Below are 26,886 nucleotides of genomic sequence, written 5' to 3' on the forward strand. Positions count from 1 at the left end.
GCGCCTCTTCCCTCCCGCGCGCGGGACACCTCAAAGGTGACTATCATGCAAAAGCCAAAAACCGTGCCCTTCGGTATTCTGGGTAAGGTTGACGCTGCCATAGGACGGGTTGAAATCTGGATCCTGAGTTGGGGCGTTATCCTTATGGCCGTCAATACGATCGCAAATGTCTTTGGGCGATATGTGTTCAATCAATCCATCTACTTTTCTGAAGAGTTGAACGAGTTTCTGATTATCATCGTAACATTTATGGGTCTTGGGTATGCAACCCGTAAGGGTATCCACATCCGAATGTCCGCGATTTACGATGCACTACCCCCTAAAATCCGCAAAGGATTGATGGTTATCATTGCGGCAATAACATCTGTGATGATGGCGATCCTCGCTTGGTACGCATTTGAATATGTTCAAAAGGTTGCCAGCCGTGGTCGGATCACCCCTGCACTGCAGTTTCCTTTGTACCTTACTTACATCTGGGTTGTTGTTGGGCTCGTCTTAGCCTCTTTTCAATATCTGTTGACCGCCATCCGCAATCTCAATTTTGCCGAAGAAGAGATCTACGTCTCTTATCTCGAGGTCGATAGCTACGAAGATCCCGAAACAGCGGCAGCCATCCAACGTCACACAGAAAACGAAAAGGAGACCTCCAAATGACGGAGTTTATGCTGATCGTTATGGTTGTCCTGCTTTTGTGTGGCTTCCCAATGAAAATGCCACTGATTTCAGCAGCCGTGCTAGGGTTTTTGGTCTATTTCCCCAATATGAACTTACAGATCCTGATCCAACAGATGATCGGGGGGGTTAAACCAGCCGCATTGATTGCGGTACCCATGTTTATTCTAGCGGCTGACATCATTACGCGGGGCCAGTCGGCAAACCGGCTGATTGATGTCGTCATGAGCTTTATGGGACATGTCAAAGGTGGTTTAGCCATTTCTGTGACCTCTGCCTGCGCTTTGTTTGGTGCGGTTTGTGGATCGACCCAAGCAACGGTGGTTGCCGTTGGTGGTGCAATGCGTCCACGTATGTTGAAATCAGGATATAGCGATAGCTTCACGATTGGTCTGATCGTAAATGCCGCTGACCTTGCTTATCTGATCCCGCCTTCTATCGGCATGATCATTTATGGCGTCGTTTCCGGCACTTCGATTTCCCAGCTGTTTATCGCGGGAATTGTGCCCGGGCTTTTGATTGTTGTGCTGTTTTCTATGTACTGCATGTATTACGCCCACCGCCACAATATCCCGGTACTTCCGCGCGAAGACTGGGGCCAGCGGTTCACAGCTATGCGTCGTGCGCTTTGGCCAATGGGTTTCCCCGCGATCATCGTCGGTGGAATCTATGGTGGGGTGTTTTCCCCAACTGAGGCGGCCGCAATCTGCGTGCTTTATGCGGCAATCTTGGAAGTTATCATCTTTCGTTCAATCAAACCTCGCGATCTCTTTGATATTGCCCTTTCCACTGGTGCGATCACCTCGGTGGTCTTTATTCTGATCGCGGCAGGCGCGGCCTTTAGCTGGACGCTAAGCTTTGCTCAGGTTCCACAGCAAATTATCGCATCCCTTGGCCTGAATGAAGCAAGCCCGTTGATGGTCCTATTGGCAATCAACATCGCCTTTTTCGTTGGGTGCATGTTTGTCGATTCTATTGTGGTGATCCTGATCCTTGTTCCAATCTTTTCACCAATGATCAAAGCAGCGGGTCTCGATCCGGTTTTGGTCGGCGTCTTGATCACGCTTCAGGTGGCAATTGGCGCGGCGACTCCGCCGTTTGGCTGCAATCTATTCACAGCCATCGCGGTCTTCCGACGTCCCTTCATGGAGGTTGTCAAAGGGGTTCCGCCTTTCTTGTTCATCCTATTGGTCGTGACTGGTTTGCTGGTCATCTTTCCCCAAATTGCCTTGTTCCTTCCGGAACTGGCTTATCGTTAATTATAAAAAGAAACGGAGACAATCATGTCATCACATGGTTACGAAGCAGGTCGCCTGAACCTGCCATTTGTCGGCATCGCAACCTTTGGCAAAAAGCCATATGTTGAAAACTGGGATAAGATCGACGCAGACGTGGCGATTTTAGGGGCCCCGTTTGATTTCGGCTGTCAGTTTCGCTCGGGTGCGCGCTTTGGTCCGCGTTCCGTGCGCGAAGCATCCACCCTGTTCAGCTTCGGTCATGCAGGTGCCTATGATCACGAAGACGACGCAACGTACCTCGATGAAAGCGTGCGGATCGTGGATATTGGCGATGCAGATATCATCCACACCAAAACTGAGGAATCTCATGCCAATATCGAATATGGTGTGAAAAAGATCCTCGACGCAGGCGCAATCCCCGTGACCATCGGCGGCGATCATTCGATCAACATCCCATGCATCAACGCCTATAAAGACGACTGCGCTGAAAAAGGTCCAATCCATGTGATCCAGATCGACGCGCACCTCGATTTTGTAGATGAGCGCCACGGTGTCACGGATGGTCATGGCAATCCGATGCGCCGCGCGATTGAAAAGGATTATGTCTCTGGCATGACCCAACTCGGCATCCGCAACGTGTCTTCCACCGCGAAAGAGGGCTATGAAGATGCCCGCGAGCGTGGCTCTGATATTCTGTCTGTCCGGCAGGTGCGCAAGCTGGGCGCTGAGGCGGTTTTAGATCGTATCCCAGAAGGATCACGTTACTATGTCACCATCGACATTGATGCGTTTTGCCCATCCCTCGCACCCGGCACCGGCACCCCAAGCCACGGCGGTTTCCAATATTACGATGTGCTGGAAATCATCCAAGGTCTGACCAAACGCGGTGATGTGGTTGGGATTGATCTGGTCGAAGTCGCCCCAGCTTATGATCCGTCCGAAAGCACACAGATTTTGGCTGCACAGCTTCTTTTGAACTTTATCGGCTTTATTTTCCATAACAAAGCCTAAGCCTGTCCTGCGCTGGCCCTGAGCGGATTTCTCGCTTGGGGCCAGCGGCATTCGAGATAAATGTCGTACTATAATCGTGTTTGCAGAAAACGCACAAACCCTTCGCATTTGGCACTGCGCAAGGCGCGCGGATTAAGCAAAGCAACAATATCTGCATCTGGTAGGTCCCAGTCTGGTAGGACCTGTTGCAGATTGCCAGCCTTGATGTCTCGTTGAACACTCCATTCAGAACGTTCGACAATACCCAGTCCCCGTAAAGCCCAATCCCGGATCACTTCGCCATCATTGCTGCTGAAACTCGGGTGAACACGAACCGAACATGCACTCTGCCCCGACTTTTCAAACTGCCAAAGGCTGACATCTGCATGATCTTCTGTGATCACGCCACATTTGTGGTCCATCAAATCTTTGGGTTTGGCTGGTATCCCATATTCAGCCAGGTAGGAGGGTGAGGCACATAAAAGTCGCCGATTTTGGCGTATCTTTCGCTGTACAATATCCCCCTTTGTTATTCGCCCAACATGGATCAACACATCCCAAGTATCTGTTTTCGTCATGTTTACAGGTGCATCTGACAGAGTCAGCATAGGGCTGATTTCTGGATTTTGTTGTGCGAAATCGGCCAAAATACCAGCGATATGCAAACGCCCAAAGCCAAAGGGGGCCACGACATGCAGTGGCCCTGAAATCGCGCCTCTTCGGGTTGCAAGATCATCATGCAACTGGTCCAAATCGTGTAATAGTCTTGCTGCCCGTTGCGCCAAATGCTCCCCATCACTGGTGAGGTGAATACCACTGGCACTACGATCGACCAATTTTAACTTCAGCTGTGCCTCTAAACTGTTAAGTCGCTGAGAAACCGCAGGCGGTGTGACGTTTAAAAACCGGGCTGCTGCGGCCAATGAAGGAGCATTGGAAATGGCGCGTATAAGCTTCAGGTCTGAGAGATCAACCATAAATGATACCTTAATGCTTGCTTCATCAATCATTAATTTCAGCTAATCAATCTCGTGTCTATACTGCTGTCATGACACTCAGCTCAAAACCCGACCCCCGCCTCTTGGCTTTGCAAACTCCCTGCTTGATATTGGACCAGCGCAAAATGCAGGCCAACATTGACAGGCTCGCCGACCATGCACGTTCATTGAACGTTAACTTGCGCCCACATCTGAAAACCGTGAAATCTGTTGATATCGCAAAACGCGTTCTAACGGGAGAAAATGGCCCAGCGACAGTTTCTACCCTCGCCGAAGCCGAAACCTTTGCCAAGGCTGAGGTGCGGGATATTCTCTATGCGGTAGGTATAACCGAACAAAAACTACCCCGAATTGCTAAGCTATGCGCCATGGGGTGCTCTGTATCGGTATTGCTCGATAGCGTCGAACAGGCTTATGCAGTGGCCCGTTTTTGCAAAAAAACAAACCTGATCATTCCGGCATTCATTGAGATCGACAGCGACGGTCATCGCGGCGGCATCACAGTCAACGACCCGGAGCTACTTACCATTGGCCGTATCCTAGAAAACGCGGGCATACTGCGGGGTGTTTTGGCCCATGCTGGCGAAAGCTACAACATGGAAGGTCGCGAAGCTCATGCAGCATGTGCCGAGCAAGAGCGTGCAACAACTGTTGCGGCGGCCTCAATCTTACGTAATGCTAATCTGCCATGCCCGGTGGTCAGCATTGGATCGACACCAACCGCCTTTGCCGCGCGTGATCTGACGGGCATCACCGAATTACGGGCCGGCGTTTATGTATTCTTTGATCTGGTTATGGCCGGTATTGGGGTTTGCATCCAAGAGGACATCGCGCTGTCCGTTTTAACAACTGTTATTGGGGTCCAACCACAGCAGGGGCGCATTTTGATTGACGCTGGCTGGATGGCCTTGTCACGCGACCGAGGAACAGCTGATCAACGCATTGATCAGGGGTACGGCGTGGCCTGCGATGCGAACGGTGCGATCTATCCCGAGTTGATCGTTAGCACAACAAATCAAGAGCATGGCATTATCACCGCCCGAGAAGGCGCAACTGTACCTGACGTGCCGATCGGCACCCAGCTGCGCATTTTGCCAAACCATAGCTGCGCGACCGCGGCACAACACACACATTACAACGTTATTCCATCAGACGCTGAGGCACCGCTTCTGATCTGGCACCGCTTTGGAGGGTGGTAATTTATGATCTTTATTTCTGAACAACAATCATCCGAAATTATCACCCATGAGCTAGCTTATACTGCGGCGCGAGCAGCCCTTTGCGCAGCGGCAAAACCACGGGCAAACGTGTTTCCTGTAGTGGTTGGGCATGCCGCCGATCCCCAAAATACATTTGCAGTAAAATCAGCGACCGATGATATGTTCACGGGTCTCAAGGTTGGATCATATTTTCCAACCAATGATGCCGCAGGATTACCTCGGCATGGGTCCATTATATTATTGTTCGATCAAACGACGGGTGCCATCGGATCTATCGTCGAAGCCAGTAAACTAAATGCCTATCGCACATCGGCTGCCAATGCTTTTGCGACTGATTTATTGGCGCGCAGTGATGCAAAGATCTTAACGATTTTTGGTACAGGACACCAAGCCGAATACGAAGCCCTAGCGTTGGCGAGAGTCCGTGACTTCCAACTTATTCAAGTGGTTGGCCGTGATGCCGCTCGAACTACCGCGTTTGTTGATCGTCTAATCGCAGCCGGATTGCCTGCACAAATGACTGATGCCGAAACCGCAACCAAAAGCGCAGATGTTATTACCACAGCAACAACGGCAACAGCGCCGCTCTTTGATGCAAATTGGGTGCAACCCGGCACACATATCTCTGCTATGGGGGCGGATACGACTGGCAAACAGGAATTGCCCCCAAAGTTATTTGAAAACGCTCGCTTATTTTGTGATTTACCCAATCAATCCAGACGAATAGGGGAATTCCAACATGCCAGCCCGGAGTCGCATTTAACTGCAATTGGCACACTTCCTACCCGTAGTACGGATACCGAAATTACAATATTTGACAGTTCGGGGATCTCTTTGCAGGACTTATATGTCGCGGACGCTGTAATTCGCGAAATCCAATCGCGAGGCACGGGTTCTTAATCGTAAGCAGACTAAGAATCTTGCAGGACAGTTTTTCTCTTAAATGCCTTAGGTATTTTGACAATCTCCAAGGAGGTTCAGAATTTCTAAGCAATTTTCGACCTGCCCTCCGCAGCAATCCGATAGCATAAAGGAAATCAGCCTATTCATGGCTCCCAAATCCGCCGCGTAGTGAATTTCACGCGATTTACGGGTCGCCCGCAACAACTGAGCCCTTTTCAAAATGCCCAAGTGTCCAGAAAGCGTAGAAGGCACGACCTCTAAGCGTTTGGAAATCTCAGTCGCGGTTAGCCCCTCAGGCCCAACAGAAACCAACAAACGATAGATCGCCATACGCGATGATTGGGCGAGCGCCCCAAAAGCTTCGATAGCAAATTCAGAAGTCATGCTTCCTGATAGGCCATACGGAGGTCCTTGACAAGAAAACGGCGCAGCCTCTCAATTTGTCTTTTAGAGCTATCTTTTTATCTGGGCCGGTCATCTTATCCTTGGTTGCATTCGTAAACCGAACACGTTCCCGTTTTACGGCACCTAGTCGTTTCTGCAAAAGAACCAACTTCAAGTATCTTTTACTTTCTTCGGACGCCCCGGAGAAGCTTTATCAAGGTTAAGCGTTGAGCGCGAAAAGACAATTGGGGTACGCACACCGGGAATGCCCTCGGGGGAGATTTTCATATTGCGGTGTATTGTTTGCGGGTCTTCCATCGCTTCGGCCACAGAGTTAATTGGCCCACCCGGCACACCTGCCTGTTCCAGCGCCGCCAAAATATCCGTTTTGCCCCATTGGGCCAATGCCTCTGTCAGTGTGTTCACCAACGCATCTCGGTTAGAAACCCGCGATGGATTGGTTGCATACAAAGGGTCGGTAGTGAGGTCATCCAATTTCAAAATTTGGCACAGTGCCGCGAATTGACGGTCATTGCCACAAGCAATAATGACGTGGCCATCGGACACCGGGAACACTTGATACGGCACAATATTGGGATGCGCATTGCCCATGCGTTTAGGGCTTTTACCTGTCACTTGGTAATTCATCGCCTGATTGGCCAAAACCCCAGTCATACTGTCCAGAAGCGAAAGATCGATATGCTGCCCCAAACCGCTTTTTTCACGCTCTGCCACAGCGGCCTGAATACCGATGACTCCGTAAAGTCCTGTAAAAATATCAGCAAAGGCAACGCCAATTTTTTGCGGTTCACCATCCGGATCACCCGTAAGGTCCATGATCCCGCTCATACCTTGAATGAGAAAATCATACCCAGCACGATGCGCGTAGGGGCCGGTTTGCCCAAAGCCGGTCACAGATGCGTAGATCAAACGCGGATTTTCTTTTTGCAGGCTGTCAAAGTCGAGGCCATATTTTTTCAGCCCGCCAACTTTGAAATTTTCGATAAACACATCAGCATCGCGAACCAATTCTAGTAGCTTTTCTCGATCACTTGGGTCGGTGAAATCAAGTGCGATGCTGGATTTCCCGCGGTTCGCCCCATGAAAATAGGCCGCAGTTTTATCGCCGTCCTGTTCAATAAAGGGGGGGCCCCAAGTGCGCGTGTCATCCCCTGCGGGACTTTCGACTTTGATGACATCAGCGCCGAGATCGGCCAAAGTTTGGCCAATCCAGGGCCCGGCCAAAATCCGAGCAACCTCAACAACTTTTAATCCCTGCAGTGGTGCCGCCATATCAATGCCCTCCGTTTGCACAAAGAGACACATTCGGCACCCAAAGAAAAGAACAACCCGTATAATTTCCAGCAAAATCATCTGGTATTGAACGCGACATATCTGTGTCGTGGGTTTGTTAGAACCGATCCTGCTCAAATCATAGCCATTAAGTATGATACGTGCATTAAATGAAAACTGGGCCTTATTTTTAGGCATGCTGATGTTGATGGTCGCCAACGGATTGCTGGCGACATTGCTGACCATTCGCGGCGCCCATCTTGGGTTTAGCGATTTTACAATCTCTATTATGCAGGCGAGTTATCCGTTCGGGGCATTGGCTGGAACGGCTCTTGCCCCGCGATTGGTTGAAAAGGTGGGGCATATCCGCGCCTTTTCTGCGCTGGCCTCATTGGTGTCGATCACAGCTATTATTCACTTACTGACCAATGACGCCGTAAGCTGGAGCGCGATGCGCCTTTTGGGTGGGTTTTGCTATCCCGGCCTGTATGTGATCACCGAAGGATGGCTAAACGCCAAGTCAGACAATAGCACACGCGCGCAGGTTCTATCGCTTTACTTCATTATTCAGCTTGCTGGCCCTGCTTTGGGAACTGCCCTTGTCGGGTTTCCTGACCCAACGGGAAATCTATTGTTCGGTGTTGTGTCGATTTTGATTTCTCTGTCGATTGTTCCGCTCCTTTTGTCAGGGAACAAAGCACCGGATTACACCGTACCTGAGCGCATGTCGGTTGGCCGCCTTTATAAGGTGTCACCCATTGCGGTTATTGGCATTATTCTGGTCAGTATTGGTGTTGCCGCGTCTTATATCACGCTGCCGCTTTATGCCTTGCAACAGGGCTTTACCGCTGCGCAGGCTTCGGGCGCGCTTGTTGCGGCGTTGATCGCAGGTGCATTGGTTCAATATCCCGTGGGTTGGATTTCTGACCACACAGACCGACGGTATGTGGTTATTGGCCTTGGTGTTATCAGCGCAGTAGCGAGTCTTTGGCTCGCATTTGATACATCGCCCTCGCATATCGTCATTGGCTTTATTCTAATCGCAATTGGGCTTTACCCTGCCTATTCTATTTTGACGGCACATGCGAATGATCAGTTAAAGCTGTCCCAAGTTGTGCCGGCCAGTGGCACCATGGTTTTGCTGCTAAATATCGGATTGTTGGTCGGTACAATGTTGGGGCCTAACTCTATCGCATTGTTCGGCGGACGGGGGCTACAACTTCTCTTGGCCTTTATTGGGATTTCGGTTGCGTTGGTCGCGTTGATCCGCCGTTTTCAGGTTGCCGCACCAACAGAAACCGGCGAGGTCCAAGTCGCGAGCGTTATCGGTGTCGCGCAACCCGGCGTGCTTCAGGCTGAAACTTGGGTTCAGGAAGAAGAGGCAAACTAAACGTAAATATGGCCCCCGCGTAGGAGGCCATATTCGTTATTTCTGTTTACTTAACCGAATGCAGCGCCATCATGGCGTTGTACAGTTATGATAGAAGAACGCGGATTACCTTCGCCATCTGGCCAAGAGCCACCTGGGTGTTGAACCCCAACAAACGCAACCATTTTATCGACCGACCAGCAAAGGCCCGTCACTTCGGCACCATAGGGAACAGTCATAAAGCGCGCGATTTCACCGGTTTCTGGATCACCAACCAACATTTGGTTATTGCCCATGCCTTCGAATTCGTCTTCGTTTTTGTAGTTCCCGTCGGTTTGTATCCACAGCAAACCATCTGAGGAAAAGGCCATACCATCTGGTGAATTAAACATGTTGCCAGCATTCACGTTGTCAGATCCGGCATAAGCGTTGTCATAAACAGTTGGATTGCCTGCCATGACATATAGATCCCATGCAAACATATCAGCCGCGTGGTTTTCATCGGCAGGCGTCCAACGCACGATCTGACCGTATTTGTTGGTCTCACGGGGGTTCACCGCATTTACAGAGGTATCATCGCCACCTGCATTTGGTTTAACGCCGCGGTTTTTGTTGTTGGTCAACGCACAGTAAGCTTCGGCCTTGAGTGGATTTGCAGCGACCCATTCAGGGCGATCCATTGTTGTGCCACCCACAGCCGAGGCAGCCATACGGGTGAAGCACAAGATTTCAACCGCATCCATACCCGTTGTTTCAGATGTCAAAGCCAACCATTCGCCGGTTTGGTCTTCATTGAATTTTGCAACATATAGCGTGCCGTCATCTAGTAGAGCTTCAGTTGAACCGCCTTCGGTATAGATATCGTTTGACACATAACGATAGAGATATTCGCCACGTTCATCGTCCCCCAGATACACCACCACACGGCCATCTTTGGCATGAACCATTTCAGCATTTTCATGTTTAAAACGACCCAAGGCCGTCCGTTTCACCGGCACTGATGATGGATCAGCCGGGTCAATTTCAGTGACAAAACCATGGCGGTGGGGTTCGTTTGGCTCTACGGAAATATCATAGCGCGGATCGAATTTTTCGTAGCCATAACGACCTTCGCCGCCGATACCATAACGGGCGTAGCCTTCGCCTACTGGTTCTTCACCAGTTGCACCAAAATAGCCGTTAAAGTTCTCTTCGCAGGTTAGGTATGTGCCCCAAAGGGTTTTGCCTGAACCGCAGTTGTTCATAGTCCCTTTGACAACCAAACCTTGTGGATCAGCAGAAGTTTGCACCAAAGCATGACCGGCAAGAGGTCCAGCCAGAACCATTTCGGTTTCATGTGTAATACGGCGATTGTATGGGCTGTCGATCAGGACCTCATAACCACCGCTGGTGTTTGCCACTTCCATCACGGTTACACCCTGAAGGCTCTTCAACAACGTGACCTCAGCCGCGGTACGGGGAGAGCCTTCTGCCTCGGGTGGTAGGTTGATTTTTGGGTTCACATATTCTGAGTTCACCGCAATCAATTGACGACCGTTTACCTCAAAGAGTTCCATACCGTCGGTGTTTTCGCCAAACACACGATCAGACATTTCCACTGGAATAGCCGCGTCTGCGGAGTAAGCTCCCTGCGCATCTGACCACAGCGGGTCACCCAAACGCACCAGAACCTTGGAAGAGAACCCTTCAGGCACATGCACAGCGAAATCTGTTGCAGTATCGATCGGGGCAAAGCCAAACGGCAGTGTTTCAGTGGCCCGTGCCATTGACGTGGACGAAAACAGACCTGTTCCAAAAACAGCAGCCCCAGAGCCAAACGCCAATGCCCCGCCCAGCACTCCACGGCGCGAGATGGCATTTTCTACAACCTGATCAAATTCGTTTTCTTCAGGGCGCGGACTGCGCGCTTCATCGAACTCATCCCATGACAGTTCATGTAGAGAATTTTCGGACATATTTCTTTTCCTTGCTTCGATAGCGTGTGGCTGGAAATGCGGCATGATGCGCCGCTGTTGAACACAAGGGCGGGATAATTAAGGTTTGTTTCACGAAGGTGACAGTTTGGTAAACGAAATTTGACGTTGCACTTTTAACGATCATAGTTTGCCGATAGAATACGGGGATAAGAGATCGGTAATTTTCTTTGTAAACACCAGAGAAACAGCTATGGCGTTCGTACTTAACCATAAATTTCCATTCTTCGGACAACGTTTGCGCCGCGTACGTCGTGCAATGGGCGTTAAACAATTTGCCCTCGCCCAATCGTTGGGAGTGGACCAAACGACAATTTCAAGATGGGAATCAAGCCGTCAAACCCCAGACGCTGACTTGCAAAAGAAAGCATTGGATACGGTCTCTTCATTTGGCACTGATGATCGGGCCTTGCGCCGTCTTATTGAACACTCGACAACCGGTGTGCATCTCGTAGACGAAGCCAGCCATAAATGCCTTGCCTACTCACCTACGCGCGCCACCTCTTGGGGGGCCTCCCCCAATGAGTGGATAGGGACCTCTCTTTGGCAATTTGCAACAGATGAAATACGTCAAGCCGAAGAAGAATTGGATGCAATGGATTGGTGGTCATTAGCGGCCCCTGAACCAAAGGTATTATACACTTCGGCTGCCTCACACGATAGATTGCGCATCGATGCCGGAAAACTGATGTGGGAACGTTTGTATTTGGCGGATGGAACCCCTGTTCGCCTCACCAGCAGTCTGTAGCACAGCGCATATTATATGCGTGGTACATTCCATGTATTCGCGTTACAGCGGACACATGTCACATACCCCATTTCGCACTACATTATTGATCCTGTTATTATGGCTTTCTGGCTTAGGTGCCGCTGCACAATTTGCAAAGATCGCCGTGCCCTTCAGTTTCTTGCTAGAGTATTATCCCAACGCAGGTGCCAGTGCGGGCTGGTTGCTCACCTTGGTCAGCACAATTGGTGCGGCACTTGGTATTGTTGCGGGAACTTTAGTCGCGCGGTGGGGATCAGGTCGCATGTTGATTGCATCTCTGATTCTTGGCGGATGCGTTTCGCTGTGGCAATCCATCATGCCAGCCCTAAGTTTAATGATGCTCAGCCGAGTGATTGAAGGGGCATCGCATTTAATCATCGTCGTAGCCGCACCTACCCTGATTGCACAAATTAGCCCCGATAAAATGCGCGGGGCGTCTATGGCACTTTGGAGCACATTCTTTGGTGTGACCTTTGCGCTCGTCGCGTGGTTTGGGGTTGGGTTTGTAACGACACACGGACTGCCCGCATTATTTGTGTTGCATGGAATCTATATGCTCATCTTGGCGGTATTATTAGCAGCCGCGCTGGGGCTAAAACATCTCACGGCTCAAAAGAATGGCGCACCTCTTACGTTGCGCGGTGTGCTGTCTTTACATGCCAAAGCTTATAAATCCCCATTCATCTTTGCCCCTGCCCTTGGTTGGTTTTTTTATACGTTTACGTTTGTTGCCCTGCTCACTTTATTGCCAAGCTTGCTACCCAATACCCTGCGTACAACTGTATCGGGCTTAATGCCCTTGGTTAGTATTCCGGTTTCACTTGGGGTTGTTGGGATTGCTTTGATGTTCTTTTCGGCAGTTCATATCGTGATCCTAGGTTTTGTTCTGGCCATCTTAGTGCTGAGTTCAATCTATATCGGGGCCCCGATTGCGGTTATCGCAATCACCCTATTCGCGGTCTTGGGCCTCGTCCAAGGCGCAAGCTTTGCATCTGTGCCTCAGCTTAATACAACCATCGAAGACCAAGCGCTTTCGAACGGCGTTATGGCCCAAATGGGAAACCTTGGAAATTTGCTCGGAACGCCAATGCTTTTCATCGCACTTGAAAGCGGCGGATCAGGTTTCACCTTTGCGATCATCATAGGATTTTATGCGATTGCGGCAATGGGGCATTTGGTGCTGAAAAAAAGACGCCAAACAGAGTTTTAACCCCTGTTTGGCGCAGTGTTACACTTGGGATGGCAACCAAAGCACGATCGCTGGAAAGGCCACCAACAGCCCAATCGTTACTGCATCCGCAATGAAAAACGGCGTTACACCTTTGAAAACATCCTGCACACTTAGGTCATCGCGCACCCCGGCAACCACAAAGCAGTTTAACCCAATGGGCGGCGTAATCAGGCAGAACTCAGCCATTTTGACCACCAATATCCCGAACCAAATCGCGCACATTGGCCCCGACATACCGAAAGTCGATTCCGCCGCTGAAACAGCTTCGCCGCCGTTCAATGCCATAACCGCAGGATAAACCACAGGCAGGGTCAAAAGCAGCATTCCGATGGCATCCATAAACATGCCCAACACCGCATAAGACAGCAAAATGCAGATGAGGATCAACATCGGTGACAGCGTCAGTGAGGTTATCCAATCGGAAAAAGCAGTGGGCAATTCAGCGAAACCCAAAAACCGTACATAGATCAAAACGCCCCAGATAATTGTGAAAATCATCACGCTTAGCTTTGCTGTTTCTAATAAGGCATCTTTCAATTCTGCCCAACGCATCCCTTGAAAAACCGCCATCAAAAATACAACAAATGCCCCGATTGCACCGCCTTCGGTGGGTGTACCCCATGCGTCACCGCCGAACGGATTATAAACGAAAAAGATGATCGTCACGACGACAAAAACAATAGGCAACGCCGGGGGCAGAGCTGCAAACCGCTGCCGCCACGTAAAGCCACTTACCGACGGGCCGAACCCTTTGATCGTCATCGCCATGCCAACAATAAGCAGCCCATAAATAATCGCAGAAAACGCACCCGGAATGAACCCAGCCAGCAACAGCTTTCCCACGTCTTGTTCCACGATAATCGCATAGATCACCAAAATCGCAGAAGGTGGGATCAGCGACGCAAGCGTACCACCTGCGGCAACGACCCCTGCGGCAAACCGTTTATCATATCCGATGGCCAACATTTCAGGGATCGCAATGCGGGCAAACACAGCAGACGTCGCGACAGAGGCCCCTGAAACAGCGGCAAATCCCGCCGTTGCAAAAACCGTCGATACCGCCAGCCCTCCCGGAACCCAAGCCAGCCAACGTTTGGCTGCTTCAAACAGCGCTTTGGTCAACCCCGCATAATACGCGAGATAACCAATAAGAATAAATGTCGGGATCAGGCTCAACGCTTGGGATGAAATCTTTGAATGCGGGACCTGCCCCGCAGTTTTCGCAGCAATTGTCAGGGCTTGAATAAATTTTTCAGGATTATAACCAAAGCGCGCCCAAAAAATCCAAATCAGCCCAATCATTCCAGCCAACCCGGCAGCAAATGCCACGCGCATTCCCAACACAACAAGCAGAAGCATTCCGCCCGAGACGATCAATCCAATATCAATCGGTTCCATTAGACTTCACCCTGTTTGTCGTGGCTAGAAACATGTTCGGCCTCAAGCGCGGCCTGCGTCGCAGCATCCGCAATCAAAGGCACTGCAATGGCGTGCCCATCATTACGATAAAACGCCCGTCCATAGGCCCAAAGCTGCAAAAGAAGACGTGAACATAAAACGCTAAATGCAATTGGGGCCAATAGCTTGGCTGGCCAAAGTGGCAGCGAAATATCCATCGAACTGTCTCGGCTCCAGAGCGGAGCGCCGAAATCAAAGCTGCGCGCAAAATGAGCCCAACTGCCCCACACCATCAAAATCATCAAAATGAGCACCGCAAGCGTCGTAATAAACTCGACCGAATACAAGGCCCTGCCCCGCAATGCCCCGACAAACATATCCATCCGAATGTGCCCGCCTTCACGTTGCGTGAATGAAATACCCATGAAGGCAATCAACGGCATCGCTTGTTCTATCCAGTCCACATATCCGGGTAAAGGTTGGCCAAACAGATTGCGCCCACCAACGGAAAACACCGCCAGCAACATCATACCAAACACGGCTAAACCGCTGACCAAAGCCAATTTGCTTTCGAGCCGATAAAGCTGCCTATCAAATTTACTCAGCAAACTGTCATCAGACAGAACAAGAGACGATCCAGCCATCGCTGTGATCCTTCTATGTAAATGTAAAAAGAAATGACCTGCGCCGCGGGAGAGCTGCGCAGGTCACGTCAGGTTTAATTACTCTCGGCAATCTGACCTGTAACGAGATCATAGAGTTCCTGTGCCGGAAGACCTCGTGCTGTATTGTCTGCAATCCAGGCCGCCGCTGCAGGTGCCGCCGCCGCCTCTCTAAAGGCAGACAATTCTTCTTCGGAGAATGTCACATGTTCAATCCCGCGTTCTTCTAACGCTGGGCCCCATGCATCCATTGTGTTGGTGTTGTAGTTCGTAACGTAGTGATCCAGCGCTTCGTCAACGGATCCAAGCAACGCTTCGCGTTCGCTATCAGACAAGGCATCCAATGCATCGGAATTCACCACAACTGGGCAGTTCACGGTACCGGGATTGAGGTTTGTGCTCCACCATGTGCCGTTTTCGATTGTGCCAAACGCCATATGCGCATGGGGGGCAAATGCCACAGCTTTGACAATGCCACTATCCATTGCCTGACGCACTTCGGTTGCTGACATAGACGTAGGAACAGCGCCTACAGTTTCCATCGCTGCACCGATACCACCCGTTGCGCGCACGCTTAGACCTTCGAAGTCAGCCAAGCTATGGGGTGCGTCGCCAACACCGACCAGATTATACTGCGGCAATGGGGACGGCATCAAAAGCGTTGCGTTCCAACGCGCCAGATCTTCTTGAACCGCTGGGTGCTGATAAAGTGACATCGAAAGCGCGACTTCCTGTTCCAACGATGACACACCCAGGAACGGCAATTCAAGAACCGTGATTGATGGGTTTTTATCGCGATGATAACCAGCACAGAATTGAGCCATCTCAAACGCGCCAATTGAAATCCCATCAAGGTTTTCACGGTTATTGGACAAGCCCCCATAACTAATGTTCAGGGTAAACTCACCGTTGGTTCTTTCGCTTACCAGCTCAGCCAATCTTTCGACGTGTTCGGTAAATGCGCGGCGCTTACCCCAAAGAGACACATTCCATTCTGTTGCAAAAGCTTCGGATGCGATGGTCAGAGAAAGGGCCGCGAGCGCCGCCCGGTTTAAATATTTGCGCATTGTGTTTCCTCCCAGAGACATGCGGATAATGATATCCTGCATTATTTCGTCTGCATGGTAGTTTGCCTATGAAGGAAACCGCGCAAGGATTACGCGCCCGCCTGCGGAAATCCGCAGGGCAAATTTCAAAGCAATGCGTCTTTGTCTAAACCGAGTTTCACAATCTTTTCGTTTAGGGTTCGTCGCCCAATGCCCAAAGCTTCGGCCGCTGCATCCATTCGTCCCTGATGCGCCTTAATGGCCTTGCTGATCAGCTCTAATTCAAATGCAGCAACGGCTTCGCGCAATGTATCGGGAACCTCATCGAAGTTTTGATCACTGCCAATCGCAAGCGCCATTGATCCACCTCCGCGGCGCGCAGCCAAAACACGCCTTTCGCAGGCATTGCGCAATTCCCGCACATTGCCGGGCCAATCATGTGCTAATAACGCGGCCAGGTCATCTTGGGTAATATTTGGCGTTTCGACTTCGTAAACGCGGGCGTATTCCGTCAAAAAATGTGTCGCGAGCAATCGCAAATCATCACGTCTTTGACGTAGCGTCGGAATGTTTAGTACAACCGTGTTGATCCGAAACAATAAATCCTGCCTAAGCCGGTTATCCTCTACCGCCAGATGTGGGTCTTCGTTGGTTGCGCAAACCACCCTGAATGTCACAGGAACCGGGCGCGGCGCCCCAACGGGCAGAACCATCTTTTCTTCGATCACCCTAAGCAATTTGGCCTGTACAACCATCGGGCAGGAGCAAATTTCATCCAAAAACAAAGTCCCGCCAGATGCTGCTAGCAAACGGCCCTCAGATTGGCCACTGACGCCAAACATTTCCGTTTCAAACGTTTCGGGCGAAAGCGCCGCACAGTTGAGCGCTAAAAACGGTGCATCTGCGCTCCCGCTCAGGTCATGTAGGGCGCGCGCAACCAGTTCTTTACCGGTTCCTGTTTCACCTTCGATCAGAACCGCAGCTTCGGTATCGGCAAGATCTAAAATATCACGCCGAAGATCGGTAACCGTATCGCTTTGCCCCAACAGCACGCGATCTAGGCCGGACAAGTTAAAAAGCCGTGCTTTCAATCGTGCATTGCTTTGGCGCATATGATTTTGCTGGGCAGCATGTTGCAAAACCGTCAGCAGCCGACGGGGTTCATAGGGTTTTTCCATGAAACTATAGGCACCATCCTGAATGGCCTGCACCGCCATCGGGATATCCCCATGTGCGGAGATCAACACCAACGGAGGCGACAGCGCCGTATCAAGATTTTGCAAAAGCTCCAACCCGGACATACCCGGCATCCGCACATCCGACAGAATGACATCAGGCAGCGCTGTTCCAAGTAATTCAAGCGCGCGATTGGCACGTGAAACGGCCTCGACCCGCCAGCCAGCAGCTTCTAACAATTCAATAAGGGATTGCCGCATAGATTTGTCATCTTCGACAACCAATATGCTGAAATGTTGGGTTTCACTCATCGCGATTCATTCGACCTCTGCGTCTGGCATTGGAAACGAAACAACAAACACCGCTCCGCCTGCATCGTTGTTTTTGGCCGTCACGGCGCCCCCGTGATCGTGAATGATGCTCGTGGAAATCGCAAGCCCAAGCCCCATACCGCGGCCGCTTTCGCGTGTTGTCACAAAGGGTTCCTGAAGCTCAGATAGTGTGGATTTTCCCAGACCGTGCCCATTGTCGGAGATCGTTAAACGACTTTCGCAGGCGACTGTTTCCAGAGTAATTTGAACAATGGGCCGATCACTATCTTCGGTAGCGTCAATCGCGTTTCGCAGTAGGTTGGTCATCACCTGTTCAATCCGCAACTTGTTTCCACGGATCAAAACGGCCTCTTCGGGTAAAAAGGTTTGAATCTCGACTCCATAGGCATCAATATTTGGTGCCACAAGCCCGAGCGCGACCTGCAGTGCCTCGCTTAGATCAACATCCTTAAATTCAATATTTTCCGACCGCGCAAAGAATTTTAACTCGCGGGTGATCCCCTCCATTCGGTCAACCAAGCTACCAATTTTTGACGTTAAACCTGTGGCCTTCTTTGGATTCATCTCGGCAGCGGTCAGATGGTTTCGCATGGCCGCAATCGGTTGACCAAGCTCATGCGTCACCGAGGCTGACAACTGCCCCAATGCGGCCAAGCGACTAGCGCGTTCCAATTCTTGTTCGGTGCGCTTTAGGCGCCGCTCGGCGGTGTTGCGCTCTGAAATTTCAACAGCTAAGCGATCGTTCGCCCGGCGCAGTTTTGCTTCTTCTTGTTCGGAACTTCGTAGCGCGGCCGCAACTCTACGGGCGCGTTGGCGTTGCAAAAATATCAGCGCAATACCCGCCAACAACACCGCAAAAATTATCACCAACCAACTGCGCGCAACAGCCCGATCATCGCTGGCAAAATAGTGCAATTCCCATCCATGGGGCAAGGTTTCCGCCATAAGGTGCAAGCGGTCCGTCCCAGCAATTTCCGCCCGATGATCTGGCAACGAAACCCAATCTAGCGGCGCTAAGGCTTGCCCTGAAAATTGACGTGAATTTTCGATATGCGCGCGCTGCGTCTCGGTTAACGCTTCCAATACCTGATAACGCCAGGCCGGATCAGACGATAGCAACACCACCCCATCCTCGTTCGTAAGCAGCACTTGTTCACCGGATCTACGCCAACTTTCTTCAAGCTGAGAAAATCCAATTTTAATCGCGATCACCCCGCGAATAACTCCATCGGCATCGCGCACCGCATCGGCAATAAAGTATCCCGGCAGACCGGTGGTGGTTCCAATAGCATAAAACCGCCCCTGCCCCCCCAACAGTGCCTGTTGAAAATAGGGCCGGAACGAATAGTTTTGATCAATGAAGCTAGAGGCATCACCGTAGTTAGATGCTGCAATGGTCCGACCCGTCGTATCCATCAGATAGATCGCATCCAACCCCGCCTGTTGCGTGAATTCTGCTAACCGTTGGTTCAGCGCATTTGTTTCACCACCCTGCGCGGTTTGCATCACAAATGTGTCGCGCGATAACACGTAAGTCAGATGCGAAAAACGGTCGAATTCAGCGTTCACCGTGCTTTGATAAAGAGAGAGTCGCCCTTCGGACATCGCCAACTCTTCTGAGACAAAATAACTGTAAGATATTCGAAGAATCCCGGTCGCAACGGTAATGGCTGCAACAATCATAAAGATATTTCGTAAAAACCGCATATATCTCGATTGAAGGTAAACACCACTAAAATCAAGAAATAACTAGAAAAACTGTGGTTAACGCGTTTTCCTAAGCCTCAGTGCGCGCCCGTGACGGATTGCAAACCCAGCTTTGATGTGCATTTCTGAGGACCATTCGTTTTAAATGGTACACTTAATAAGGCGGCTTGCGTGTTAACGGAAAAACCTTCTACCGAAATTCAGGCAGAAACCGCAACGACACGAAAAATAGAGCAATTCATGGCTGTTTGCTGCCTGGTTGTCTTGGCGGTCTTTACTCTTCAGAGTATTTCTAACGGTTACCTTTTGCTCATCATATCCCAGATGGTGTTGATGGCCTCGCTTTTCTTATACATCATCGCATCCCTGCAAAATTCACTAGTTGCAGCGCATATTATGACCGCGCTGATTTCTCTGGATATTCTCATAGTAGTAACAATTTACTACTATGGGCTTCCCGGCGCTTATTGGGCATTTCCTGCAATTATTTCTTCTAACTTGGTGGGCACGCGTAGAACCGGAATAGTACTAACAATTACACTTATCTTAGTTATTCCCGCGGTTCTGTGGATGCAGGGAGTAGGTTTCAATATGCTTACCCGCCTTTTTGGCGCTCTTGTCCTGACCGCAATTTTTGCATGGTATTCAGCGACAAAAGCCCAAGAACTTCATGATCGATTGATCAAAGAGAGCACCATTGATCCCTTAACTGGATGTTTTAATCGCCGTCATCTCACCCGATTTACGCGACAATTTATACCTTCCCAGTCGTTTCTCATCTTAATTGATGTCGACGACTTCAAAGGTGTAAATGACACATGCGGGCATTACACTGGGGATATTGTGTTAAAGGCCATTGCACGCCTCATTCAAGAAGAGCTCTCAGAATCTGATCTGTTGTTCAGGATTGGGGGAGAAGAGTTTTTAGTGTTTGAAAGTCAGGCTATTTCCGCCGGAACATCCGATTTGGCAGAACGTATCCGGGCTTGTATTGATACCACTGCGATCCTACCCACACGCCACATCACCGTGAGTATCGGGGAAACGCTATTATCACACCACGAAACCTTTGAAAGTGCGCTGCAATGCGCCGACAAAAATCTTTACCTATCAAAGATTAATGGCCGCAATAGGGTCACACGCGCATGATCCCGAATTGCCCAACCTTCCGCGTCACTGTTTTATGCCACCATTGCATCATTTTTCGCCGCTGCGATGGCCAACCCATCCACAACTGCCGTAAAGGCGTTAGCCCGCCGTAATTCCGCCCTTGGGCACTGGGTGCTTGCGGTTCCAGCGACCAGTGACATCAGGCTAGACCCGCCAACCAGAATGACGCTTTGAATTTGATCGGCATTAAGCCCGGCCAGCTTCAGTGTCTCCACCAATGCCGCCGACAACGTTGTTTCGTCATGCGCCAATGCCGCAGTCATCGAGCGTTCGTTGATCGGCACGTTCAGGCCCTTTTCAACAATACCCATATCAATCTTGCCACCGGCTTCGTTGGTGTTTGCCGCAATTTTACCGCGCTCAACCGCGAACGCCAGATCATGACCCAGTTCTTCTTCTAACACATTTGCAAAGCGGGCAAATTTCTGAGGCTCGACTGCGACTTGTTGCATTTGTTTAATCGAACGTCGCGTTTCTGCATTATAGAGAAAGGGAATTTTAGCCCAAGTCGCCAGATCCCGAAAGGGCGCCACCGGCACCGGAAGCAAACCGCTGCCCATTTCACGGCGCAACTCACCTCCCAACCCAAGCATTGGCATAGAATGCGTCAGCGCAACAGAGCGGTCAAAATCTGTACCGCCCAACCGGATACCATAGCTTGCCAGAATATTGGGGCCGTGTTCTGTGGTTTTAAACACGGTAAAATCTGACGTCCCGCCGCCAATATCAACAATGATACCCGTTTCGTGTTTGGGGCTAAGCGTATAGCTGGCCAAGGCTGCCGCTTCGGGCTCCGCAAGGAACGAAACGCTTTCAAACCCCGCCGCCAGATAACATTCGCGCAGGTCAATTTCCGCCTGAACATTCATTTGCGCATCTGCTGAATGAAACCGCACAGGCCGCCCGGACAGCGCATGTTTAAAATGATCGCCAGATTTCTTTTCAGCACGCAGGCGTACTTCGCGCAGAAATGCCGTGATAATATCAATCAGTGTCCGACGACGTCCGCCAACCAGTCGCTCTTCTCGCGCCAAGGGATGCCCAAGGACACTTTTTAAGGACCGCATGTAACGTCCTTCTTCGCCGTCGATCAAAGCCGCGCTTGCAGCTGTCCCGATCAACATTGTGCTTTCATCTGTCGGAAAGAAAACGGCGGTCGGCAGGGTTTCTTCGTCACCTTCAATCGGGATACGATAAAGACCATCTTCGCGCAGAACTGCCGCTGCTGAATTGGACGTCCCAAAGTCAATTGCCAAAGTCTTTGTTTGCATAACCAATCCGCCTTTTCCAAAACGCCGCCCAATGATGAGCGGCGTCTATACAGAAAACAAACCGGGATGAGCAAGCCCAAGGTTACCCGAGGCGAAGTTTATAGACGAATTGCGCCGCGTACCTTTAGTTCTTGATAGTCCTCCAATCCAAAAACACCGCCTTCGCGACCAATGCCGGACTGTTTATATCCGCCAAACGGGGACCCATAATTCGTGCTATTTCCATTGATTGTAACAGTTCCCGCACGCAGTTGATCCGTGACGCGCTCAGCGCGTGCAACATCCCCGGTTTGTAGGTATGCCGCGAGGCCAAAATCACTGTCGTTGGCCATTTTGATGGCTTCTTCTTCGGTGTCAAAAGGGATGATCACCAAGACAGGGCCAAAGATTTCTTCGCGCGCAATGCGCATATCATTGTGAACGTCCGCGAAAATTGTAGGTTTCACAAACCATCCTTCTTCATGACCCGTTGGTTTACCCAATCCCCCGACCAGCAGGCGCGCACCTTCATCAATCCCCATTTGGATCATCGATTGCACCCGGTGATATTGCATCTCGTCAAAAAGCGGACCGATATGGCCCCCTTCGTGTGCGGGGTTTCCAACAGTTTGCGCCAACCCGGCAGCGGTCGCAATGTCCAACACACGATCATAGCAGGACCGTTCCACCAACATTCGGGTGGGCGCGTTGCAGGATTGTCCCGTGTTATAAAAACATTCAACAACGGACGCAGCAACGCGACGATCCAAATCCGCATCGGCAAAGACCAGATTGGGGGATTTACCGCCCAGTTCTAATGTGACGCGTTTCACTGTGTCTGCCGCATCTTTTGACACCATTACCCCGGCACGAGTGGACCCAGTAAACGACATCATCGCAATATCAGGGTGGCGCGATATCGCTGACCCCACATTCGGGCCGTCGCCAAACACCAGATTCACAACACCTGCCGGATAGCCTGCTTCGTGCACAAATTCGACAAATAACGCAGCAGAAAGCGGAGTGTATTCCGATGGTTTCAAAACACAATTCGCCCCGGTCGCCAAAGCTGGCACTACCTTTTGCGCAATTTGATTGATTGGCCAATTCCACGGCGTGATCAAACCACACACCCCGATAGGATCGCGCGTCAACACATCCGAATTGGGGAGAGTTTCACGCTCTGGCTGTTCTTTAATAGCCTTGATGAAGGATTCAATATGGCCAATACCACACCCCGCCTGCGCGTCACGGGCCATTGAAATGGGCGCACCCATCTCAGTTGAAATAGCCTGTGCCATCTCATCCAACCGTCTGGCAAATACGTCGCGGAGTTTCTCAAGCAGCGCGATCCGCTCTTGTTTGGGCGTCTTGGAAAAGCTGTCAAAAGCCCGCAACGCCGCTGCTACCGCAGCATCAACATCAGCAGCCGACCCCAGCAAAACTTCGCCAATTTGCGTGTTATTTGCCGGATTTTTAATCGCAAATGGTGTCGCTGAAATCGGATCGACCCACGCGCCATCAATGTAAAACTTGTTCAGGTTTTTCATTCTACTGTCACCTATTCAAATTCTCGGCGTAACCGGATTAGGGTCTAATGTGAGATGCAGTTCAGTTCCGGTGTAGGGGTTTGCTGCTACAACTGCGTCATTCAATTCAAACCCAAGTCCGGGCGCAGTGGGCGGAATGACATAGCCATCTTCCCACGTGATTGGGGTCGTAAGAAAATCCATATAAGCCCCATCAAACCGACCAATGGATTCAAGGATCAGAAAGTTTGGACTGCAGGTTCCAATTTGGATATTCGCGGCGGCCACAACCGGTCCGCAATAGAGATGCGGTGCGATTTGCGCCTGACGGGTTTCTGCCATAGCTGCGATTTTCTTTGCTTCCATCAGGCCACCGACGCGCCCCAAATCCATTTGCAGGATCGAAGCCGCCCCCGCCTCTAGCAGGCGTGCGAATTCGTATTTTGTGCACAGCCGTTCGCCCGTCGCAATTGGGATCGAAGTGTAGCGCGCTACCTCAGCCATGTCGCTTGGGCTTTCGGGCGGAATGGGTTCTTCGAACCACAGTGGATCATATGCCTCAAGCCGCCGTGCCATGCGCTTTGCCCCGGAAACAGTGAACTGCCCATGCGTGCCAAACAACAAATCCGCTTTGGTGCCCACAGCTTCGCGAATGCGTTTGCAGAAATTTTCAGACCGCTCCAGATCTTCCAACAGCGGCTGGTGCCCATCGTAGATTGTGTAGGGGCCGGCTGGGTCAAATTTCACCGCAGTGAAGCCCTGTTCAACGGCCTTCACCGCTACTTCAGCCGCCAGGTCTGCATCGTTGTACACATTCGGCGCATTCGGGTCGGGATATACATCACCATCCGTTGGATAAAGATATGTATAGCTGCGCAGACGTTCATGTGCTTTGCCACCCATCAATTGATAGACGGGTTGATCAGCCGCTTTGCCAATAATGTCCCAGCAGGCCATTTCCAATCCGCTCAGCACCCCCATTACCGTCACATCGGGCCGCAAGGTGAAACCCGCGCCATAAGTACTGCGCCACATCTTTTCGATACTGTGGGGATCATTGCCAAAGAACTGCCGTTCAAACACCTCATGCGCCATCGCCGCACAGAGATCAGGGCCAAAGGTGGCGTTATAAATTTCACCAATCCCCGTAATTCCACAAGCCGTCGTCACACGCACAAAGATAAAGTAGCGCCCGCCATGACGCGGCGGCGGATTTCCAACCACAAAGGTTTCTAGTTTGTCGAGTTTCATCTCGCGCCTCCCTGTTGCGCTTGGTTTTTTGCATCTTCCAGAATGAGCTGCGCGGCGCGGGCCGCCAACATCATCACCGGAGCATTCGTATTGCCTGACGTTACATTCGGGAAAGCAGAGGCATCAACCACCCGTAAACCCGCCACACCATGTACCCGCAAACGGGCATCTAAGACCGAATTTTGGCCTGTGGTTCCCATCCGGCAGGTGCTGGTGGGGTGAAAAATTGTACCAGCCCGTTCGCGAAAGTTTTGCAGCATCTCATCGCCAGACATCGTTGTAACATCTGGCGTTAATCTCGTTTTGGTGACCGCTTTGATCGCCGGCGTCTGCGCCAGTTGTTGCAAAACCCGGCATGCTTTAACTGCCATTTCGCAATCATGATCCGTTGCCAATGAATTAGGCTGAATATCTGGCGTATCCGTGGGATTAGCCGATGAAATCGCAATCTGCCCCCGGCTCGTCGGCCGACAAGGCTGTGCGCACAGTAAAAACCCGGCGGTGGGGTCTACCCCCGTTTGGCCCTTTGCATCGGTTACGTAAGACATAGGGTTACAGTAAATCTGCAAATCTGGTTTTGTGCACGTGCTGTCTGATCTGACAAAACCGCCAACTTGGTTCACAGGTACACTTAATGGACCTTTGCGCGTTAAAAGATATCGTGCCCCTGACCGCATCTGTGCAAACCATGTGCCCAGCTTATTGTTCAACGTCGGCACATTTGCATGGAAATAGTGCGAAATTCCCAAGTGATCCTGCAAGCCTTGCCCAACCTCTGGCAAGTCATGCTTGACCTCAACCCCATGGGTTTTAAGTAAGCGCGCAGGCCCAATACCGGACAATTGCAATACTTGCGGTGAATTGACCGAACCAGCAGACAAGATCACTTCTCCCATCGTTGTTGCGGTAAACTTTTGACCCCCAACAACGTAGCGCACACCATGCGCCCGTCGCTCTGTCACCAACACCTGTTCAACCAACGCCCCGGATATAACCCGTAAGTTGGGCCGCTTTTGGGCTGGCCGTAAAAACGCATCTGCTGCCGACCAACGCCGTGCATTTTTCACCGTGCTACGCAAGCGCATCAGGCCTTCTGCCTCCGCACCATTTAGGTTTTGCGCAACAGGCCAATCCATTTCATCGGCAGCCGTTAGAAAATGGTCAGAAAAGGGATGCATTTGATCACTGACATCGCTGACCCAAACAGGCCCGGACCCTCTGGTAAACTGCTGACCACAAGCGTCTCTTTCACAATGGGTTTCAAGATTCTCATAGGTTTGGCGCACCGCGTCCCAGTTCCAACCGGTTGCACCCGCACGTTCCCAATCATCAAAATCATTGGGCAAGCCGCGCAAATACGCCATCGCATTGATCGAACTCGACCCCCCAATCACCCGACCCCTCGGCCAGTAAGCTTCGCGATTATTCAAACCCGGATCTTTTGCCGCAGAATATCGCCAATTAACCTGTGGGTCATTGAAGGTTTTGCCATACCCCAACGGCACCTTAATCCAGAACCGGCTATCACTATTGCCTGCTTCGATCAGCAACACCTTATGACGACCACATTCTGTCAATTTATTCGCAAGCACACACCCAGCTGAACCTGCCCCGACAATAATGTAGTCGTAGTTTTCAGACGTCGGATTTTGCGCCATTTCTATACCTCTGAATGGTGTCGTCCCACAGAGGTCGCATGGCGCTATTGTTAATGCAAACAATGTATTTTACATCTAAGCCATCATTTTCATTGAAGGTAAAAATGTCCGATCTTCCCCACGTCACCTGGTTACGTGCCTTTGAGGCCGCCGCGCGTCATCGTAGTTTTACCGCGGCGGCAGAAGAGCTCGGCCTTACACCTGCGGCCATTAGCCAACAGATCAGACTGTTGGAAAAACACCTCAATGCGCCGCTGTTTGATCGGTTGCCGCGCGGTGTCGCGCTTACCGAAATGGGACAGGCCTATGCCTTGCCCGTCCGCAAATCGTTTTCTGATATGCAAATCGCAACCGACGGGCTATTCGGCGCGCCGCGTAAACGGGTGGTCAAAGTGCGGGCGTCGATTTCTTGCGCCGGACTCGTAATCGCCCCAAGGCTTGCTGAGTTCCAGCAGGCTCACCCCGATATCGAAGTTCAGCTTTCGACATTTGTTTGGTCTGACCGTTTCATAAACGAAGAAAGCGATATTGATATTCGCTATGGTCATGGCGATTGGACCGATGGGACCATCACCCACCTTGGCCATGAATATGCGATAGTCGTCTGTCATCCTGACTACGTGAAAACGCATGGGGCTGCGTTCAATATTCAAACTGTCGCCCAAAA

The 26,886-nt window shown here is 51.0% G+C and carries 23 protein-coding genes; 10 read left to right on the forward strand and 13 right to left on the reverse strand.

Features of this window, described 5'->3' with window-relative positions:
- Window positions 1-45: 45 nt before the first annotated feature.
- Genes G9C99_RS15070 through speB form a run of 3 tightly spaced genes read left to right on the forward strand, consistent with a single transcriptional unit; the run spans window position 46 to window position 2,921 of the window.
- A complete protein-coding gene (locus tag G9C99_RS15070; RefSeq protein ID WP_166418352.1) occupies window positions 46-654 on the forward strand; it encodes a TRAP transporter small permease in 609 nt (202 codons plus the stop codon).
- Entirely contained in the window at window positions 651-1,931 is a 1,281-nt protein-coding gene (locus G9C99_RS15075; protein WP_166418353.1) for a TRAP transporter large permease, read from the forward strand. The genes G9C99_RS15070 and G9C99_RS15075 overlap by 4 nt, the downstream gene beginning before the upstream one ends.
- Window positions 1,932-1,955: 24 nt before the next feature.
- On the forward strand, window positions 1,956-2,921 hold the full coding sequence (gene speB / locus G9C99_RS15080) for an agmatinase (protein WP_166418354.1): 966 nt from the start codon (window positions 1,956-1,958) through the stop codon (window positions 2,919-2,921).
- A gap of 68 nt (window positions 2,922-2,989) precedes the next feature.
- On the opposite strand, the gene G9C99_RS15085 is transcribed toward speB, so the two are convergent.
- Window positions 2,990-3,910, reverse strand: a complete 921-nt coding sequence (locus G9C99_RS15085; RefSeq protein WP_231704091.1) for a LysR family transcriptional regulator — start codon at window positions 3,908-3,910, stop codon at window positions 2,990-2,992.
- 113 nt (window positions 3,911-4,023) lie between these two features.
- Here G9C99_RS15085 and G9C99_RS15090 point away from each other — a divergent pair, with 113 nt between their 5' ends.
- Together G9C99_RS15090 and G9C99_RS15095 are read left to right on the forward strand one after the other, a co-directional pair.
- Entirely contained in the window at window positions 4,024-5,097 is a 1,074-nt protein-coding gene (locus G9C99_RS15090) for an alanine racemase (RefSeq protein WP_231704092.1), read from the forward strand.
- Window positions 5,098-5,100: 3 nt separating this feature from the next.
- A complete protein-coding gene (locus G9C99_RS15095; protein ID WP_166418357.1) occupies window positions 5,101-6,018 on the forward strand; it encodes an ornithine cyclodeaminase family protein in 918 nt (305 codons plus the stop codon).
- A gap of 48 nt (window positions 6,019-6,066) precedes the next feature.
- Here the strand turns inward: G9C99_RS15095 and G9C99_RS15100 are convergent, their stop codons facing one another.
- Together G9C99_RS15100 and G9C99_RS15105 are read right to left on the reverse strand one after the other, a co-directional pair.
- The gene (locus tag G9C99_RS15100) at window positions 6,067-6,405 is read right to left on the reverse strand and encodes an ArsR/SmtB family transcription factor (RefSeq protein WP_166418358.1); all 339 of its coding nucleotides are present in this window, start codon (window positions 6,403-6,405) and stop codon (window positions 6,067-6,069) included.
- Window positions 6,406-6,576: 171 nt separating this feature from the next.
- Window positions 6,577-7,698, reverse strand: a complete 1,122-nt coding sequence (locus tag G9C99_RS15105; RefSeq protein WP_166418359.1) for a CaiB/BaiF CoA transferase family protein — start codon at window positions 7,696-7,698, stop codon at window positions 6,577-6,579.
- A gap of 154 nt (window positions 7,699-7,852) precedes the next feature.
- Here G9C99_RS15105 and G9C99_RS15110 point away from each other — a divergent pair, with 154 nt between their 5' ends.
- On the forward strand, window positions 7,853-9,088 hold the full coding sequence (locus G9C99_RS15110; protein WP_166418360.1) for an MFS transporter: 1,236 nt from the start codon (window positions 7,853-7,855) through the stop codon (window positions 9,086-9,088).
- 50 nt (window positions 9,089-9,138) lie between these two features.
- Here the strand turns inward: G9C99_RS15110 and G9C99_RS15115 are convergent, their stop codons facing one another.
- Window positions 9,139-11,022 (reverse strand): PhoX family protein, encoded by a 1,884-nt coding sequence (locus tag G9C99_RS15115; RefSeq protein WP_166418361.1) that lies wholly within the window; start codon window positions 11,020-11,022, stop codon window positions 9,139-9,141.
- Between the two features lie 211 nt (window positions 11,023-11,233).
- Between G9C99_RS15115 and G9C99_RS15120 the strand changes: the two genes are divergently transcribed.
- Both G9C99_RS15120 and G9C99_RS15125 read left to right on the forward strand, forming a co-directional pair.
- Window positions 11,234-11,788 (forward strand): helix-turn-helix domain-containing protein, encoded by a 555-nt coding sequence (locus tag G9C99_RS15120; protein WP_166418362.1) that lies wholly within the window; start codon window positions 11,234-11,236, stop codon window positions 11,786-11,788.
- Window positions 11,789-11,843: 55 nt separating this feature from the next.
- Window positions 11,844-13,019, forward strand: a complete 1,176-nt coding sequence (locus tag G9C99_RS15125) for an MFS transporter (protein WP_166418363.1) — start codon at window positions 11,844-11,846, stop codon at window positions 13,017-13,019.
- Window positions 13,020-13,037: 18 nt separating this feature from the next.
- On the opposite strand, the gene G9C99_RS15130 is transcribed toward G9C99_RS15125, so the two are convergent.
- The 5 genes from G9C99_RS15130 to G9C99_RS15150 all read right to left on the reverse strand — a co-directional run bounded on the left by G9C99_RS15130 (window position 13,038) and on the right by G9C99_RS15150 (window position 19,337).
- Window positions 13,038-14,438: a TRAP transporter large permease gene (locus tag G9C99_RS15130; protein ID WP_166418364.1), complete on the reverse strand. Its 1,401-nt coding sequence runs from the start codon at window positions 14,436-14,438 to the stop codon at window positions 13,038-13,040.
- Window positions 14,438-15,082: a TRAP transporter small permease subunit gene (locus tag G9C99_RS15135; protein ID WP_166418365.1), complete on the reverse strand. Its 645-nt coding sequence runs from the start codon at window positions 15,080-15,082 to the stop codon at window positions 14,438-14,440. The genes G9C99_RS15130 and G9C99_RS15135 overlap by 1 nt, the downstream gene beginning before the upstream one ends.
- Before the next feature lie 74 nt (window positions 15,083-15,156).
- Complete coding sequence (gene dctP, locus G9C99_RS15140; protein ID WP_166418366.1) at window positions 15,157-16,167, reverse strand: TRAP transporter substrate-binding protein DctP; 1,011 nt, start codon at window positions 16,165-16,167, stop codon at window positions 15,157-15,159.
- Between the two features lie 125 nt (window positions 16,168-16,292).
- Window positions 16,293-17,633, reverse strand: a complete 1,341-nt coding sequence (locus tag G9C99_RS15145; RefSeq protein ID WP_166418367.1) for a sigma-54-dependent transcriptional regulator — start codon at window positions 17,631-17,633, stop codon at window positions 16,293-16,295.
- A 6-nt stretch (window positions 17,634-17,639) separates the two neighbouring features.
- On the reverse strand, window positions 17,640-19,337 hold the full coding sequence (locus tag G9C99_RS15150) for a sensor histidine kinase (protein ID WP_231704093.1): 1,698 nt from the start codon (window positions 19,335-19,337) through the stop codon (window positions 17,640-17,642).
- A gap of 195 nt (window positions 19,338-19,532) precedes the next feature.
- On the opposite strand from G9C99_RS15150, the gene G9C99_RS18640 reads away from it, so the two are divergent.
- Complete coding sequence (locus G9C99_RS18640) at window positions 19,533-20,510, forward strand: GGDEF domain-containing protein (RefSeq protein WP_166418369.1); 978 nt, start codon at window positions 19,533-19,535, stop codon at window positions 20,508-20,510.
- A gap of 32 nt (window positions 20,511-20,542) precedes the next feature.
- Here G9C99_RS18640 and G9C99_RS15160 read toward each other — a convergent pair whose 3' ends face one another.
- The 4 genes from G9C99_RS15160 to G9C99_RS15175 all read right to left on the reverse strand — a co-directional run bounded on the left by G9C99_RS15160 (window position 20,543) and on the right by G9C99_RS15175 (window position 26,219).
- A complete protein-coding gene (locus G9C99_RS15160) occupies window positions 20,543-21,802 on the reverse strand; it encodes an Hsp70 family protein (protein WP_166418370.1) in 1,260 nt (419 codons plus the stop codon).
- 98 nt (window positions 21,803-21,900) lie between these two features.
- Window positions 21,901-23,331 carry an aldehyde dehydrogenase family protein gene (locus tag G9C99_RS15165; RefSeq protein WP_166418371.1) on the reverse strand — a complete coding sequence of 477 codons (1,431 nt, stop codon included), beginning with the start codon at window positions 23,329-23,331 and terminating at the stop codon, window positions 21,901-21,903.
- Between the two features lie 15 nt (window positions 23,332-23,346).
- Window positions 23,347-24,561, reverse strand: coding sequence for a mandelate racemase/muconate lactonizing enzyme family protein (locus G9C99_RS15170; protein WP_166418372.1), 1,215 nt, complete (start codon window positions 24,559-24,561; stop codon window positions 23,347-23,349).
- The gene (locus G9C99_RS15175) at window positions 24,558-26,219 is read right to left on the reverse strand and encodes a GMC family oxidoreductase (RefSeq protein ID WP_166418373.1); all 1,662 of its coding nucleotides are present in this window, start codon (window positions 26,217-26,219) and stop codon (window positions 24,558-24,560) included. Before G9C99_RS15175 ends, G9C99_RS15170 begins: the two co-directional genes overlap by 4 nt.
- 104 nt (window positions 26,220-26,323) lie before the next feature.
- On the opposite strand from G9C99_RS15175, the gene G9C99_RS15180 reads away from it, so the two are divergent.
- The coding region (locus G9C99_RS15180) for a LysR family transcriptional regulator (RefSeq protein ID WP_166418374.1) at window positions 26,324-26,886 on the forward strand (563 nt) is incomplete at its 3' end.

It is taken from the genome of Cochlodiniinecator piscidefendens, assembly GCF_011326755.1.
GTDB lineage: Bacteria > Pseudomonadota > Alphaproteobacteria > Rhodobacterales > Rhodobacteraceae > Cochlodiniinecator > Cochlodiniinecator piscidefendens.